A 15,417-nucleotide genomic window follows, 5' to 3' on the forward strand; every position below is an offset into this window, starting at 1 on the left:
GGACGCCAGCCGTACGACGACTCCAACGCGGGAACGAGAGCCATGGACGACGAACAGCGACAACCCGAACCCGGCCCCCTCTCCGGGTTCACCGTCGGCGTGACCGCAGCCCGGCGCGCCGACGAACTCGGGGCGCTGCTGCGCCGCCGGGGCGCCGCCGTGCTGCACGCGCCCGCCCTGCGCATCGTGCCGCTCGCCGACGACAGCGATCTGCTCGCCGCCACCGAGGAACTGATCCGGGTCGGGCCGGACGTCGTCGTCGCGACGACCGCCATCGGGTTCCGCGGGTGGGTCGAGGCCGCCGACGGGTGGGGGCTCGGCGAGGCGCTGCTCGACCGGTTGCGGGGGGTGGAACTGCTCGCGCGGGGGCCCAAGGTCAAAGGGGCGATCCGGGCCGCCGGGCTCACCGAGAAGTGGTCGCCCTCCAGCGAATCCATGGCCGAGGTGCTCGACCGGCTGCTGGGGGAGGGGGTGGACGGGCGCCGGATCGCCGTGCAGTTGCACGGGGAGCCGCTGCCCGGTTTCGTGGAGGCGCTGCGGGCGGGCGGCGCCGATGTCATCGGCGTGCCCGTCTACCGGTGGATGCCACCGGAGGACATCGCGCCCGTCGACCGGCTGCTGGACGCCGCCGTCTCGCACGGCGTCGACGCGCTCACCTTCACCAGCGCGCCCGCCGCCGCCTCCTTTCTCTCCCGCGCCGAGGAGCGCGGCCAGTTGCGGGAACTGCTCGCCGTCCTCCACCACGACGTGCTGCCCGCCTGCGTCGGACCGGTCACCGCGCTGCCGCTCCAGGCCCGCGGCGTGGACACCGTCCAGCCCGACCGCTTCCGGCTCGGCCCGCTCGTCCAACTGCTCTGCCAGGAACTGCCCGGTCGCGCCCGCACCCTGCCCGTCGCCGGACACCGCGTCGAGATCCGGGGCCACGCCGTCCTGGTCGACGGCGACCTCAGACCCGTACCGCCCGCCGGGATGTCCCTGCTGCGGGCACTGTCCCGGCGGCCCGGCTGGGTGGTCGCCCGCGCCGAGCTGCTGCGCGCCCTGCCCGGCTCCGGCCGTGACGAACACGCCGTCGAGACCGCCATGGCCCGGCTGCGCACCGCCCTCGGCACCCCCAAGCTGATCCAGACCGTCGTCAAACGCGGCTACCGGCTGGCCCTGGACCCGGCCGCCGACAACAAGTACGGGGACGTGGCCTCCGGTGTCTAGCACTGCCTAGCGGTACCTGGTGCTGTCCAGCGGTGCCCAACCGCGTTCGCCGCGCGCGCCGCGGTCCGGCAGCAGGGCCCACGCCAGGCAACCCAGCGCCACCATCGACGTCAGCGTCCGTACGGCGTTCCACGCCTCCCACGCGTTCTCGAACTCGTCCCGCGCCGTCGCCGGGTCGCTCGTCGCGGCGAGACCGAAGTTCAGCGGGGCGCTGACCGCGGCCGTGATCAGGAAGGTCAGGGCGTAGGCCGCGAAGGCCGCCCACAGCCACGGACGCCGCAGGCGCCACGCCACGATCGCCGTCAGGGGCAGGGCCCCCAGGAAAGGCAGCAGGAACAGCGGGTTGAGGATGACCTCGTTGACGTCCCGCATGACCTCGACGTACACCCGGTCCTCGCCACGGCTCAGGGCCGGCATCACGGCACAGGTGAAGGCGAGGAAGACGCCGGCGACCAGACCGGTGGAGAGGATCGCCGCGAGCAGGAGCAGGCGGGTCGAGCGGGCCGTTTCCTTGGCCGGAGTGGCCGGAGTGGCCGGAGTGGCCGGAGTGGCCGGAGTGGCCGGAGTGCGTTCCGTGGGTCCCGTGCCGTTCGCGGCTTTCCTGGCGCTGGTGTCCATGTCCATGTCTTCAGTAAAGGGCCGTCCGGCGGCCCGGGACATGGCCCAGAGTCGCGGGCGCATATGAGGGCGTCCAACCATGGACCGGACGGCCGGGTGGCCACGCGGTACGAGGACTTCCGGCGGCCGGAGCGGGCAGGCAGTGTAGGGAGAGGAATCGTTCATCCAGCGACCCCTGCGACCCCAGCTGGCCCAACTTCCCCAGCTCTCCCCGCCCGGCGACGCTCCCCGGGCAACCTCTAGGCGGTGACAGGCACATGGCACTCGGCACGGCCAAGGCAGCTACGGCCAAGGCAGCTACGGCCACGGCCGGTACGGTCTCGACCGATTCGGTCACGGCCGATACGGTCCCGGCCCCCTACGAGCCACGGTTCGACGCCGGACGGATCTGCCTCGACCTGCTCGCGACCACGCACCCGGCGGAACGGCTCGGCTCGGTCGCCGAACTGCGCGCCTGGATCACCGGCGCCCGGCTGGTCCCGCCCGGCACCCCGCTGGCCCACGCGGACGCCTCCTGGCCCGTCGCCTTCCGGGAACTGCGCGCGCACATCGACCGGTTGGTCCGCTCCTGCCTCGCGCCCCCAGCCCGTACGGCGTCCTCGCTCGCCCGGGTCAACGCCCTCGCCCGCGCCGCCGCGCCCCCGGCACCGCGCGCCGTCCGTGCCGCCGACGGCGGTCTCGTACGGGAGTTGGACGGGCCGCCCGAGTGCGCCGCGCTGCTGGCCGCGCTCGCCCGGGACACCGTCGAGCTGCTGACGGATCCCGTCGCGCGGGGCGGGCTGCGGCAGTGCGAGGGGGACAACTGTCCCGTCGTGTACCTGGACACGTCCCGGGGGCGTCGGCGCCGGTGGTGCTCCAGCGAGGTGTGCGGCAACCGGGAGCGGGTGGCCCGGCACCGGCGGCGGCGAGTGGCGGCGGCGCCGGCCCGCGCCTGAGGATCCGGATCCCCGCGGAACCAGGGCCTGGAGTCGGCCCTGCCCCGGTGCCGGCCATGCGGCTTCTGCGGCTGCGGAGCCGGACCCTCGGTCACGTGAGACGCGTAACACCCCGTTTCCCTGAGGGAGTTCACGGGTATCGCGGCGATCTGCCATCTGTGGTGGAAATGTAAAGGTCGCGCGGGGGGAATGTGCGGTCATGTCCCGGTCGTCACCACACCTCAAGGAAATCTGTCACCCCCCTTTGAACACGCGGGGGCCCGTGTCCGTACCCGGTGGCGAGCGACCGACTCGGGGGAACCCCCGGACACCGGAGGTGGGCGTGCGCAAGGATGCGGCCGTGGCCAAGGACCGTGCATCGAGGGCCCGACATCGCATGTCCCAGCCCTCGGAACCGGACGAGGAGCTGATGCGCGCGCTGTACCGGGAGCACGCCGGCCCCTTGCTCGCGTACGTACTGCGGCTGGTCGCGGGTGACCGGCAGCGCGCCGAGGATGTCGTGCAGGAGACGCTCATCCGTGCCTGGAAGAACGCCGGTCAGCTCAACCGAGCGACCGGATCGGTACGCCCCTGGCTGGTGACGGTCGCGCGCCGCATCGTCATCGACGGCCACCGCAGCCGGCAGGCCCGGCCGCAGGAGGTCGATCCGTCGCCGCTGGAGGTCATCCCCGCGGAGGACGAGATCGACAAGGCGCTGTGGCTGATGACGCTGTCCGACGCCCTCGACGACCTGACCCCTGCCCACCGGGAGGTACTGGTCGAGACGTACTTCAAAGGGCGTACCGTCAATGAGGCGGCCGAGACACTGGGCATACCCAGTGGCACGGTCCGTTCCCGGGTGTTCTACGCACTGCGTTCGATGAAGCTGGCACTGGAGGAGCGGGGGGTGACGGCGTGATGAACACTTACGGGGGGTACGGAGCGGGGGGTCCGGGTATGTCTGGCTCCATGCAGCAGGGAACAGCGGGCCCGAACGAGCACGAGACCGTCGGCGCCTACGCCCTCGGCATCCTGGACGACGCGGAGGCGACCGCGTTCGAGGCCCATCTCGCCGGCTGCGAATGGTGCGCCCAGCAACTCGACGAACTCGCGGGCATGGAACCGATGCTGGCCGCCCTCGCCGATCTGCCCGGCACCGGCACGCCCGCGATCGGCGAGTCGCTGTCCGCGCGGCCCTCCCCGAGGCTCACGGAACGGCTGGTCGACGAGGTCGCCGACCGCAGGGCGCAGAAGCGGCGGCGCTCCTTCTACATGGTCGCGGCGGCTGCCGCGCTGATCGTCGGCGGACCGTTCGTCGCCGTGGCGACCAGCGGCGGAGGCGACGACGGCGGCTCCCCGGGCACCGGCGTCCAGGCCGCGAGCCCCGCGCAGTCCGCGTTCGAGAACATGCCCGACCGGGCCACCGCGACCGACCCCACCACCGAGGTCACCGCCACCGTCGCCATGCAGGAGAAGGCCTGGGGCACCGACGGGGTCCTGGAGCTGAAGAACGTCAAGGGCCCGCTCAAGTGCTCCCTGATCGCCGTCGGCGAGAACGGCGAGCGCGAGTCGATGAGCACCTGGTCCGTCCCGAACTGGGGCTACGGCATCGAGGGCGCCCAGACCGAGCAGGCCAGGAACCCGCTCTACATCCAGAGCGGCGCCGCCTTCAAGCCGGGCGAGATCGACCGCTTCGAGGTCGTCACCATCGACGGCGACAAGCTGGTCGAGATCGACGTCTGAACGGCGCGGCGCCGGAGTCCGGGGGCGTGACTCGGAGCGGCGCGGCGGGGGAGTCCGGAGTCCGGAGTCCGGGGGGCGTGACTCGGAGCATCGGGGCCCGGAGGTCCGGGAGTGCGGCTCAGAACGGCGGGGCCCGGAAGTCCGGGCGTACGGCTCTGCACGCCCGGGCCCGGAGGCCCAGGTGTACGGGTCGAAGCGGCGGCCCGTAGGCCGGGGTGCGGCTCCGGGCGACGGGGCCCGAAGGCCCGGGTGCGCGGCTCTGAGCGGCCGGGCCCGGAGGTCCGGGCGTACGGCTCGGGTGGGCCGGGCCCAAAGGTCCCGGCGTACGGCTCGGGCCCGACCGGCGTCGCCACCACCGACGGCCGAACAGGTGACGCGGGCACCTCGGGCCCGCCCGGTGCGCTCCGCCGGGCGGGCCCGTAGCCTATGCACGCCTCCTTCGCGTACGGTGGACGGCTGCCCAGCACGTCAGAAGGGGGCCCGGTGGCCGCTCAGGCGCAACAGGAATCCGCGCTCGACTCCGTCAGAGACCGAGAGATCGGCGTCGAACAGGAACACCTGGACCGGGTGTACCGGCGTCTCGAAGAGAAGATCCACGAGGCGGAGCTGCTGATGCGCGACGCCGGCCGGGGTGGCCAGGTCGGCACGCCCGGCGCGCTCGCCGAGCGGGACGCCCAGGTCTACCGGGCGGGGGTGCACCTGAGCCGGCTCAACAACGAGTTCGAGGACTTCCTCTTCGGCCGGATCGACCTGCTGCTCGGCAAGGACGGCAAGAAGGGCCCGGACGGCGCCTTCACCGCCATGGAGCCCGCCGACGGCGCGGTCCGCGACGACCACACCGCCGATATCGCCGAGACCCTGCACATCGGCCGGATCGGCGTGCTCGACGAGGACTACGCGCCGCTGGTCATCGACTGGCGGGCGCCCGCGGCGGCGCCCTTCTACCGTTCCACGCCGGTCGACCCCGGCCGGGTCGTGCGGCGCCGGGTGATCCGTTCCAAGGGCCGCCGGGTGGTCAGCGTCGAGGACGACCTGATGCGCCCCGAGCTGACCGCCTCCCTGGACGGCCGGCGGCTCGCCGTGATCGGCGACGGCGCGCTGATGGCCGCGCTCGGCCAGGCACGCGGCCACACCATGCGGGACATCGTCGCCTCCATCCAGGCCGAACAGGACCTGGTCATCCGCGCCCCCGCCTCGTCCGTGACCTACGTCGAGGGCGGCCCCGGCACCGGCAAGACCGCCGTCGCCCTGCACCGAGCGGCCTACCTGCTCTACCAGGACCGGCGCCGGTACGCGGGCGGCATCCTCATCGTCTCCCCGACCCCGCTGCTGGTCGCGTACACCGAGGGCGTGCTGCCGTCCCTCGGCGAGGAGGGCCAGGTCGCCATCCGCGCGATCGGCTCCCTCGTCGACGGCACCGAGGCCACGCTGTACGACTCCCCGGCGGTGGCCCGCGCCAAGGGGTCGTACCGGATGCTGAAGGTGCTGCGGCAGGCGGCGCGCGGGGTGCTGGAGCTTGGCACCACGGGCCCGGCCGCCCGCCCGGCCCCCCACGCGGTCCCTCGTACGGCCCTGCGCCCGGCCCCCGTTTCCGCCCCCACCGGACAGCTCGCCTTCGGCGACGAGGACGACGAGAACGACGAGAACGACAAGAACGGGACAGACGGAGAGATCGGCGTGCACGGCCGGCCAGGTGTGGAGGGCCGGCCGGGTCTCGCGGTCCGGCCCGGTCCGGCGGGCGCCCCCGGCGTCGGTCCCGGCGTCGGTCCCGCCGTACGGGACCCCGCCACCCCCACCGCCTCCCGTCACCCCACCGCCCCCCACCCCGCCCGCCTCCGCGTCGTGGCCTTCGGCCGCCGTCTGGAGCTGGAGGCGGACCAGCTGGCACGTATCCGCCACGCCGCCCTCGGCGGCACCGCGCCGGTGAATCTGCTGCGCCCGCGCGCCCGCAAGCTGCTGCTGGACGCGCTGTGGGAGCGGTCCGGCGCGGGCGGCCGGCACACCGATCCGGAGCTGGCCGCCGAGCTGCGCTCCTCCTTCGACGAGGACATCACCACCGAGGACGACTTCATCGCCTTCTTCGAGGCCTGGTGGCCCGAGCTGACCCCGCGCGCGGTGCTCGCCGCGATGGCCGACGAGCGGCGGCTGGGCCGCTGGGCGCGCCGGGTGCTCAACCCGGGCGAGGTGCGCAAGGTCGCCCGTTCGCTCCAGCGCGACGGCTTCTCCGTGCACGACATCGCGATGCTCGACGAACTCCAGGCGATCCTCGGCGCCCCGGCCCGCCCCCGCAAGAAGCGCGAGCTGGACCCGCTGGACCAGCTCACCGGCCTGGAGGAGCTGATGCCGGTGCGCGAGGAGTCGCGGCGCGAGCGCGCCGAGCGGCTCGCCCAGGAGCGCACCGAGTACGCGCACGTCATCGTGGACGAGGCCCAGGACGTCACGCCGATGCAGTGGCGGATGCTGGGCCGCCGGGGCCGGCACGCCACCTGGACGGTCGTCGGCGACCCGGCCCAGTCCTCCTGGTCCGACCCGGAGGAGGCCGCCCAGGCCCGGGACGAGGCGCTGCCCTCGACCGGCGGCACGGGCCGGTTCTCCCGGGGCCGCCGCTTCCAGCTCACGGTGAACTACCGCAACCCGGCCGAGATCGCCGAGCTGGCCGCCAAGGTCCTCGCCCTCGCCATGCCCGGCGCGCAGTCCCCGTCGGCGGTCCGCTCCACCGGCATCGTCCCCCGCTTCACCGCCGTACGCGACGCCCTCGGCCGGACGGTCCGCGCCGAGGCCGAGCGGCTGCTGGAGCAGGTGGACGGCACGGTCGGTGTGGTCGTCGCCATGAACCGGCGCGAGGAGGCCCGGCGCTGGCTCGCCGGACTCGGCGACCGGGTGGTGGCCCTCGGCAGCCTGGAGGCCAAGGGCCTGGAGTACGACGCCACGGTGGTCGTCTCCCCGGCGGAGATCGCGGACGAGTCCCCGGCCGGCCTGCGGGTGCTGTACGTCGCCCTGACCCGGGCCACCCAGCAGCTCACGGTGGTCTCCGCCGACCGCGACCAGCCGGACCCGAACGGGGTACCGGACCTGCTGCGGGACTGACCCGGCCAGGTGTTTCCGGGCGGCTCGCAGATGAACTTCCGGTGCGGGAATGGCCGTACGGGATCGGTTTGTTAGCCTTGACGTGGCACCGGCCCGATCCAAGCCCCCGGGCCCAACCTTCGTCGCTACGAGCGACCACTTGCCGCGAGGCGAGCATGGCGGGTCGGTGTCATCAGCGTTGAGGAGGCCCACGTCCTGATGTGACGTGGGCCTCTTCATGTGCCCGCGGCTCTTCATGTGACGTGAGCCTCTTCGTTGTGCCCCACCGGAGTGGATCTCATATGGTGGAAGCCGTTTTCCGAAAATGGTCCTTCGTCGGCCCGTCCGTGAACTCAATGAGCGCAATCGGGGGCGGCTACCACGTACCCGGCGGTAGGTGCGACGATCGGACGGCAGAAATCGCGACACCGTGAAAGCAGAGGAAGTCGGCCATGGCAACGGCGCCCAGCGTCTCCTACTCGATGACCATCCGGCTGGAGGTGCCCGCGAGCGGAACGGCCGTCTCGCAGCTCACCACCGCCGTGGAGTCCTCCGGAGGCTCGGTGACCGGCCTCGACGTCACCGCCTCCGGCCACGAGAAGCTCCGGATCGACGTCACGATCGCGGCCACCTCCACCGCGCACGCCGATCAGATCGTGCAGCAGCTGCGCGGCATCGAGGGCGTCACGCTCGGCAAGGTCTCCGACCGTACGTTCCTGATGCACCTCGGCGGCAAGATCGAGATGCAGTCCAAGCACCCCATCCGCAACCGTGACGACCTCTCGATGATCTACACGCCGGGCGTGGCCCGGGTGTGCATGGCGATCGCCCAGAACCCCGAGGACGCCCGCCGGCTGACCATCAAGCGCAACTCCGTTGCGGTCGTGACCGACGGTTCCGCCGTGCTCGGCCTCGGCAACATCGGCCCGATGGCCGCGCTGCCGGTGATGGAGGGCAAGGCGGCCCTGTTCAAGCGGTTCGCCGGGATCGACGCCTGGCCGCTGTGCCTGGACACCCAGGACACCGACGCGATCGTGGAGATCGTCAAGGCCATCGCCCCGGGCTTCGCCGGCATCAATCTGGAGGACATCTCCGCCCCGCGCTGCTTCGAGATCGAGGCCCGGCTGCGCGAGGCCCTGGACATCCCGGTCTTCCACGACGACCAGCACGGCACCGCGATCGTGGTCCTCGCCGCCCTCACCAACGCGCTGCGCGTGGTCGGCAAGGACATCCAGAACGTACGGGTCGTCATGTCCGGCGCGGGCGCCGCCGGTACGGCCATCCTGAAGCTGCTGATCGCCGCCGGCGTGAAGAACGCGGTCGTCGCCGACATCCACGGCGTGGTGCACGCGGGCCGCGGCGACCTGGTGGACGTTCCCGCCGATTCGCCGCTGCGCTGGATCGCGGAGAACACCAACCCGGAGAGCCTCTCCGGCAGCCTCAAGGAGGCCGTGCGCGGCGCGGACGTGTTCATCGGCGTCTCCGCCCCGAACGTGCTCGACGGGGACGACGTGGCCGCCATGGCCGAGGACGCGATCGTCTTCGCGCTCGCGAACCCGGACCCCGAGGTGGAACCGGCCATCGCCCGCCAGACGGCCGCGGTGGTGGCCACCGGCCGCTCGGACTTCCCCAACCAGATCAACAACGTGCTGGTCTTCCCGGGTGTCTTCCGTGGCCTGCTGGACGCGCAGTCCCGGACGGTCAACACGGACATGATGCTCGCGGCGGCGAAGGCCCTCGCGGACGTCGTCACCGAGGACGAGCTGAACCCGAACTACATCGTCCCGAGCGTCTTCAACGACAAGGTCGCGGGCGCGGTGGCCGGGGCCGTGCGGGAGGCCGCGAAGGCGGCGGCCGGGACGGCGTCGTAGGCTGGCGGTGCGGAGCCGGGGGCTGCGGGCGGTGCCGTACGGGCTGTGAAGGGCCTGTGCGCATCGCCGTGACGGCCCCCGAAACCGGCGCGTCGTGGAACCGACGGGCAAAGACGGCCCTCTAGGGTGTCGCCAGGCTTCAGGCCCTCTTTTCGTGTGACTCCCCAGGGTGTTCTCACGACTCGTGGGGGTGCCGGATTGGCATTCCCGCCGCAGGTAGGGGCAGGATGCGTCTCTGGGCGCGAGCGTCTGACGACGGACCCGGGTCCGGGGACTGTCCGAGGGCCCTGGCAGCATCGGCTTCGCTGTGCCCAATATGCGGGTCCGCCGCGGGGCACGCCTCAACAGCAAGATGAACACGGGAGTAACAACATGAACCGCAGTGAGCTGGTGGCCGCGCTGGCCGACCGCGCCGAGGTGACCCGCAAGGACGCCGACGCCGTGCTGGCCGCGTTCGCCGAGGTGGTGGGCGACATCGTGTCCAAGGGCGACGAGAAGGTCACCATTCCCGGCTTCCTGACCTTCGAGCGCACCCACCGTGCGGCTCGTACCGCCCGCAACCCGCAGACCGGTGACCCGATCCAGATTCCGGCCGGTTACAGCGTGAAGGTTTCGGCGGGCTCCAAGCTCAAGGAAGCGGCCAAGGGCAAGTAGGGGCGCGTTTTCGCTGCGCGGGCCCGGCTGGTGGTCGCGCCGCCGGGTGGGCTCGGCATCGTTGGCGGCTGATGGCTGATGGCTGATGGCTGATGGCTGATGGCTGATGGCTGACGCGTCGGCGGCCGGCGGCTGACGGCTTCGTCGTGGCTTGTCGCGCAGTTCCCCGCGCCCCTTTGCAGGGCGTTGCAAGAGACGTTGATGGGCGGTCACCCCGGATGGGGGGACCGCCCATGGGCGTTTTCGCCGGGGTCTGCCCGGTCAGCCGAGCGGCTTGCCCGGAAGTTCCACCTTCGCGCCCAGCTCCATCAGCTTGTCCATGAAGTTCTCGTAGCCGCGGTTGATGAGGTCGATGCCGTGCACCCGGGACGTGCCCTGGGCGGCCAGCGCCGCGATGAGATACGAGAATCCGCCGCGCAGGTCGGGGATGACCAGGTCGGCGCCCTGGAGCGAGGTGGGGCCCGAGACGACCGCGGAGTGCAGGAAGTTGCGCTGGCCGAAGCGGCAGTCGGAACCGCCGAGGCACTCGCGGTAGAGCTGGATGTGCGCGCCCATCTGGTTGAGCGCGGAGGTGAAGCCGAGGCGGGACTCGTACACCGTCTCGTGGATGATGGACAGGCCGGTGGCCTGGGTCAGGGCGACGACCAGCGGCTGCTGCCAGTCGGTCTGGAAGCCGGGGTGCACGTCCGTCTCCAGCGCGATGGACTTCAGCCGGCCGCCCGGGTGCCAGAAGCGGATGCCCTTGTCATCGATCCGGAAGGCGCCGCCCACCTTCCGATAGGTGTTCAGGAACGTCATCATCGAACGCTGCTGGGCGCCGTGGACGTAGATGTCCCCCTCGGTCGCCAGCGCCGCCGACGCCCAGGACGCGGCCTCCAGACGGTCCGGCAGGGCGCGATGGTCGTAGCCGCCGAGCTTGTCGACCCCGGTGATGCGGATCGTGCGGTCGGTGTCCATCGCGATGATGGCACCCATCTTCTGGAGGACGCAGATGAGGTCCTCGATCTCGGGTTCCACGGCGGCGTTGGAGAGTTCGGTCACGCCCTCCGCCAGGACCGCCGTCAGCAGCACCTGTTCGGTCGTACCGACGGAGGGGTACGGAAGGCGGATCTTCGTACCGCGCAGCCGGGCCGGCGCCTCCAGGTACTGGCCGTCCGCCCGCTTCTCGATCGTCGCCCCGAACTGCCGCAGCACGTCGAAGTGGAAGTCGATGGGCCGGCCGCCGATGTCGCAGCCGCCCAGGCCGGGGATGAAGGCGTGCCCGAGGCGGTGCAGCAGCGGCCCGCAGAACAGGATCGGGATCCGGGACGAACCCGCGTGCGCGTCGATGTCGGCGACGTTCGCGCTCTCGACGTGCGTCGGGTCCAGGACCAGTTCGCCGGGCTCCTCACCCGGACGGACCGTCACCCCGTGCAGCTGCAACAGGCCCCGGACGACCCGGACATCACGGATGTCCGGGACATTGCGCAGTCGACTCGGCTCGCCGCCCAGCAGAGCGGCGACCATGGCCTTCGGTACGAGGTTCTTCGCACCGCGGACACGGATCTCGCCCTCCAGCGGGGTTCCGCCGTGGACCAGCAGGACATCGTCGTTGACGGTCATGAATCTCGCGTTCCGTGGAGTGTGGAATTCGGGTGGGGCCGGGAGAGACAGAGTAATCGCCGTCGGCCCCTCTGCCGTAAGTCCGCGGGCGGCTCAGCCCTGTCATAGCTGTGTCACAACACGAACCGCTCCCGGCCGGGCACATGGGGTCACCGCCCGGTCCGTGCGCCCCGGACGCCCCCGTCCGCCCCTGGCCTGCGCTGCCTTCCGTGCCTCCGTTGGCTCCACACCTGACAGCAAGATGCGGGATCATGTCTGGCATGACCGAGGTGTCCTCGCTCACAGGGCGGCTGCTCGTGGCCACACCCGCCCTGGCGGACCCGAACTTCGACCGCGCGGTCGTGCTGCTCCTCGACCACGACGAGGAGGGCTCCCTCGGTGTCGTCCTCAACCGCCCCACGCCGGTGGGGGTCGGCGACATCCTGGCGGCCTGGGCGGACCTCGCGGGCGAGCCCGGCGTCGTCTTCCAGGGCGGCCCGGTCTCCCTCGACTCGGCCCTCGGCGTCGCCGTCATCCCGGGCGGCGCCTCGGCCGAACGGGCGCCGCTCGGCTGGCGCCGGGTCCATGGCGCGATCGGCCTGGTCGACCTGGAGGCCCCGCCGGAACTGCTGGCCGCCGCCCTCGGCTCCTTGAGAATCTTCGCCGGTTACGCCGGCTGGGGCCCCGGCCAACTGGAGGACGAACTCGTCGAGGGCGCGTGGTACGTCGTCGAGTCCGAACCCGGCGATGTCTCCTCACCGGAGCCGGAGCGGCTGTGGCGCGAGGTGCTGCGGCGCCAGCGGAACGAGTTGGCGATGGTGGCCACTTATCCGGACGATCCTTCGCTGAATTGACGATCCTTCGCTGAATGCTGAGTACGGGCGGGGGGTCGGCGGGGCGGTGGGCCTGCGCCGAGTGGACTCGCGGGATTCCCGCGCCGACTTGCCGGATTGTGGGCGTCGGTTCGGTGGGTTGCGTGTGCCGACCTGCCGGACTGTGGGCGTCGGCTCAGTGGGTTGCGTGTGCCGGCTCGCCGGATTGCGCCCGTCGGCTCGGTGGGGATTGCGCGTGCCGACCCGCCCGGTTTCGCGCGGTCGGCTCGCAGGATTCCGCGTGCCGACCCGGCGGATTCCGCGCGCCGGTTCGGTGGCTCGCGGCGTCGAACGGTGGCCTTTCCGAGCCGGCTTGCCGGTGCCCCGACGGGCCCCCGACCAGCCGATGCTCTCGACGAGCCCGAGCTGATCGGTGCTCTCGACAGGCCCGAGCCAAGCGGTGCCTTTGACGGGCCCGAGCCAACCCGTGCCCTTGCCGCGTCCGACCTGTCCGATGCCCTCGACGGGCTTGCCCGCGTCCGCCCCATCCGACGCTCTGGACAGACTCGCAGCGTCCGAGCCGCCTGGCGTACCCGACGGGCTCGCCGCACCCCACCCGCTCGCCGCCCGCGCGTGGCCCCCCTTCGCCGTATCGGCGCGGCGGCCCCCGCCGAGCGTGCCGCATGCGACCGGGTCGCCCGCCCGTCCCGGCGGCGCGAGCGTCTCGTACAGCGATCCGTGGCCGACCTGGCCCGGCGATCCCCCCCCGTATCGGTCCAGCCCCCGGCCAGGCGATCCCCCCGTACCGGTCCAGTCCCCGGCCCGGACCACCGGCGGCTCGCCCGCCCCGACCCCGACGGAGACGGAGTACCCGCCCCGACCCCGACCGGGCGTCCGCCCCCACCTCACCCCCGTAGGACAAGCCCTGCCCCCGAGCCCCGCCCCGTCTCCTCCCCGCCCCCGGCACCCGGTGCGCGCCCCCGCGCACCGGTCGCGCACCTGTCGCCGGACCGAACATTGTGAGCTTCAGTACTCTTGGTTTTTATGAGCACTCTTGAGCCCGAGCCCGAGCGCGGGACTGGGACGGGGACCCTCGTAGAGCCGACGCCGCAGACCTCCCACGGTGACGGTGACCACGAGCGCTTCGCCCATTACGTCCAGAAAGACAAGATCATGGCGAGCGCCCTCGACGGGACCCCCGTCGTGGCGCTGTGCGGCAAGGTCTGGGTGCCGGGCCGCGATCCGAAGAAGTACCCCGTATGCCCCATGTGCAAGGAGATCTACGAGTCCATGGGCGCCGGCGGGGACGACGGCAAGGGTGGAAAGGGCGGTAAGGGCGGCAAGGGCGGAAACAAGTAACAGGCGGACGATCCGCCGCTGCCGGTCCCGCTCGACCGTGTGACGTACAGAGGCCCCCGAGGTGTGTTTCGACACGCTTCGGGGGCTTTTGCGTGCTCTGCCGGAGCGCGGCCCGTTGCAGGGAATGCGTCGCCCGGTCACAGAGTGGTTGAGACCTCTTGTAAGTCCGTTCATTCACTCCATAACCTCCGCAGTGTTGTGCACAGCGAAACAGGCATTGCGCATGTTGCAACGAGGCAACGCCGCACTCCCGGAGGAGCACTCCATGAAGCTGTCCGTCCGTATGGCCGCCCTGCTGGTCTCCGCAACTCTGGCCGGGGCCGCCTGCGCCCCTTCGACCTCCGACAACTCCGCCTCCGGTGAGGACGAGAAGACCGGCACCCTGCGGGTCTGGCTCTTCCAGGAGGTCAACAACCAGCCCAAGGAACAGGTCGTCGAGTCCGTGATCGACGACTTCGAGAAGACCCACGAGGGCACCGAGGTCTCCGTCGAGTACATCCCGGTGGAGACCCGCGCCCAGCGCATCAAGGCCGCGTTCAACGACCCCGAGAGCGCCCCCGACGTCATCGAGTACGGCAACACCGACACCGCCGGCTATGTGAAGGACGGCGGACTCGCCGACGTCACGGCGGAGTTCGACGCCTGGGACGAGGGCAAGGACGCCGACCCGACCGCCCGCCAGTCCGTCACGGTCGACGGCAAGGTCTACGGCGCCCCCTTCTTCGTGGGCGTCCGCGCCCTCTACTACCGCACCGACGTGTTCGAGGAACTCGGCCTGGAGGTGCCCGAGACGCAGGCCGAGCTGATCTCCACCGCCAAGCAGATCCGCGAGGAGAAGCCCGACCTGTACGGCCTCGCCGTCGGCGGCGCCTACACCTACGGCGCGATGCCGTTCATCTGGGCCAACGGCGGTGAACTCGCCACCGGCAAGGGCACCTCCTTCGCCTCCGCCATCGACAGCGCGGCGGCCCAGAAGGGCATCGAGGCCTACACCTCCCTCTTCGGCGACGACAACTGTCCGGCCGAGAAGTGCGCCAGCTTCACCGGCAACGACACCGTGACCGCCTTCGCCTCCGGCACGGCCGCCATGGCCATCGGCGGCGACTTCAGCCACCAGGCCATCGAGGCGGGCGAGGTCAAGGGCAAGTACGCGGTGGTCCCGCTGCCCGGCGTGGAGGCGGACACGATCGCCCCGGCGTTCGCGGGCGGCAACAACATCGGCGTACTGAAGAGCACCTCGCACCGCACCCTCGCCGTCGACCTGATGCAGCAGCTCGCCTCGAAGAAGACCCAGGGCGAACTCTTCGACGCCATGGGCTTCCTGCCGACCTACGCCGACGTCCGTGACGAGGCCGCCGCCAAGGACTCGTTCGTGGAGCCCTTCGTCCAGACCCTCGCCGCCGACACCAAGTTCGTCCCGGCCTCGCCCGCGTGGGCCGAGATCGACGCCTCGCAGGTGCTGCCGACCATGTTCCAGGAGATCGTCAGCGGCAAGAACGACGTCGCCGGTGCCGCCGGGGACGCCGCCGACAAGATGGACGCCTCCTTCGCGTCCGCCGGGTGACCCAGGTGAGTACGACCAGCGACACACCC

The 15,417-nt window shown here is 71.8% G+C and carries 12 protein-coding genes; 10 read left to right on the plus strand and 2 right to left on the minus strand.

Annotated elements, in window-relative coordinates; translation table 11 throughout:
- Positions 1-42 precede the first annotated feature (42 nt).
- The gene (locus ACFXAZ_RS28925) at positions 43-1,206 is read left to right on the plus strand and encodes a uroporphyrinogen-III synthase (RefSeq protein WP_384597180.1); all 1,164 of its coding nucleotides are present in this window, start codon (positions 43-45) and stop codon (positions 1,204-1,206) included.
- 6 nt (positions 1,207-1,212) lie between these two features.
- Here ACFXAZ_RS28925 and ACFXAZ_RS28930 read toward each other — a convergent pair whose 3' ends face one another.
- Complete coding sequence (locus tag ACFXAZ_RS28930; RefSeq protein ID WP_384597156.1) at positions 1,213-1,830, minus strand: DUF1772 domain-containing protein; 618 nt, start codon at positions 1,828-1,830, stop codon at positions 1,213-1,215.
- A 251-nt stretch (positions 1,831-2,081) separates the two neighbouring features.
- Here ACFXAZ_RS28930 and ACFXAZ_RS28935 point away from each other — a divergent pair, with 251 nt between their 5' ends.
- The 6 genes from ACFXAZ_RS28935 (at position 2,082) to ACFXAZ_RS28960 (ending at position 10,072) form a co-directional block, all read left to right on the plus strand.
- Complete coding sequence (locus tag ACFXAZ_RS28935) at positions 2,082-2,759, plus strand: CGNR zinc finger domain-containing protein (protein WP_384597158.1); 678 nt, start codon at positions 2,082-2,084, stop codon at positions 2,757-2,759.
- A 316-nt stretch (positions 2,760-3,075) separates the two neighbouring features.
- Positions 3,076-3,657 (plus strand): sigma-70 family RNA polymerase sigma factor, encoded by a 582-nt coding sequence (locus ACFXAZ_RS28940; RefSeq protein WP_382681249.1) that lies wholly within the window; start codon positions 3,076-3,078, stop codon positions 3,655-3,657.
- A gap of 50 nt (positions 3,658-3,707) precedes the next feature.
- A complete protein-coding gene (locus tag ACFXAZ_RS28945) occupies positions 3,708-4,481 on the plus strand; it encodes an anti-sigma factor family protein (protein ID WP_384597160.1) in 774 nt (257 codons plus the stop codon).
- A gap of 483 nt (positions 4,482-4,964) precedes the next feature.
- Positions 4,965-7,568 (plus strand): HelD family protein, encoded by a 2,604-nt coding sequence (locus ACFXAZ_RS28950; protein ID WP_384597162.1) that lies wholly within the window; start codon positions 4,965-4,967, stop codon positions 7,566-7,568.
- Positions 7,569-7,999: 431 nt separating this feature from the next.
- A complete protein-coding gene (locus tag ACFXAZ_RS28955) occupies positions 8,000-9,418 on the plus strand; it encodes an NAD-dependent malic enzyme (RefSeq protein ID WP_384597164.1) in 1,419 nt (472 codons plus the stop codon).
- 372 nt (positions 9,419-9,790) lie between these two features.
- The gene (locus ACFXAZ_RS28960; protein ID WP_004000874.1) at positions 9,791-10,072 is read left to right on the plus strand and encodes an HU family DNA-binding protein; all 282 of its coding nucleotides are present in this window, start codon (positions 9,791-9,793) and stop codon (positions 10,070-10,072) included.
- A gap of 261 nt (positions 10,073-10,333) precedes the next feature.
- Here the strand turns inward: ACFXAZ_RS28960 and murA are convergent, their stop codons facing one another.
- Positions 10,334-11,674, minus strand: a complete 1,341-nt coding sequence (murA, locus tag ACFXAZ_RS28965) for a UDP-N-acetylglucosamine 1-carboxyvinyltransferase (RefSeq protein ID WP_382681264.1) — start codon at positions 11,672-11,674, stop codon at positions 10,334-10,336.
- A gap of 260 nt (positions 11,675-11,934) precedes the next feature.
- On the opposite strand from murA, the gene ACFXAZ_RS28970 reads away from it, so the two are divergent.
- From ACFXAZ_RS28970 to ACFXAZ_RS28980, 3 genes are all read left to right on the plus strand, one after another.
- The gene (locus ACFXAZ_RS28970; protein ID WP_384597166.1) at positions 11,935-12,507 is read left to right on the plus strand and encodes a YqgE/AlgH family protein; all 573 of its coding nucleotides are present in this window, start codon (positions 11,935-11,937) and stop codon (positions 12,505-12,507) included.
- A 1,002-nt stretch (positions 12,508-13,509) separates the two neighbouring features.
- On the plus strand, positions 13,510-13,824 hold the full coding sequence (locus ACFXAZ_RS28975; protein ID WP_382681270.1) for a DUF3039 domain-containing protein: 315 nt from the start codon (positions 13,510-13,512) through the stop codon (positions 13,822-13,824).
- Between the two features lie 265 nt (positions 13,825-14,089).
- Positions 14,090-15,388: an extracellular solute-binding protein gene (locus ACFXAZ_RS28980; protein WP_384597168.1), complete on the plus strand. Its 1,299-nt coding sequence runs from the start codon at positions 14,090-14,092 to the stop codon at positions 15,386-15,388.
- The last annotated feature ends 29 nt before the right edge of the window (positions 15,389-15,417 follow it).

This window comes from Streptomyces sp. NPDC059477 (assembly GCF_042749375.1).
Classification (GTDB): Bacteria; Actinomycetota; Actinomycetes; order Streptomycetales; family Streptomycetaceae; genus Streptomyces.

Bases quoted from the DNA above. Each gene is read 5' to 3' on its own strand.
- ACFXAZ_RS28925 (WP_384597180.1), top strand. From the start codon at position 43: ATGGACGACGAACAGCGACAACCCGAACCCGGCCCCCTCTCCGGGTTC.
- ACFXAZ_RS28930 (WP_384597156.1), bottom strand. From the start codon at position 1,830: ATGGACATGGACACCAGCGCCAGGAAAGCCGCGAACGGCACGGGACCC.
- ACFXAZ_RS28935 (WP_384597158.1), top strand. From the start codon at position 2,082: ATGGCACTCGGCACGGCCAAGGCAGCTACGGCCAAGGCAGCTACGGCC.
- ACFXAZ_RS28945 (WP_384597160.1), top strand. From the start codon at position 3,708: ATGCAGCAGGGAACAGCGGGCCCGAACGAGCACGAGACCGTCGGCGCC.
- ACFXAZ_RS28955 (WP_384597164.1), top strand. From the start codon at position 8,000: ATGGCAACGGCGCCCAGCGTCTCCTACTCGATGACCATCCGGCTGGAG.
- ACFXAZ_RS28960 (WP_004000874.1), top strand. From the start codon at position 9,791: ATGAACCGCAGTGAGCTGGTGGCCGCGCTGGCCGACCGCGCCGAGGTG.
- murA (WP_382681264.1), bottom strand. From the start codon at position 11,674: ATGACCGTCAACGACGATGTCCTGCTGGTCCACGGCGGAACCCCGCTG.
- ACFXAZ_RS28970 (WP_384597166.1), top strand. From the start codon at position 11,935: ATGACCGAGGTGTCCTCGCTCACAGGGCGGCTGCTCGTGGCCACACCC.
- ACFXAZ_RS28975 (WP_382681270.1), top strand. From the start codon at position 13,510: ATGAGCACTCTTGAGCCCGAGCCCGAGCGCGGGACTGGGACGGGGACC.
- ACFXAZ_RS28980 (WP_384597168.1), top strand. From the start codon at position 14,090: ATGAAGCTGTCCGTCCGTATGGCCGCCCTGCTGGTCTCCGCAACTCTG.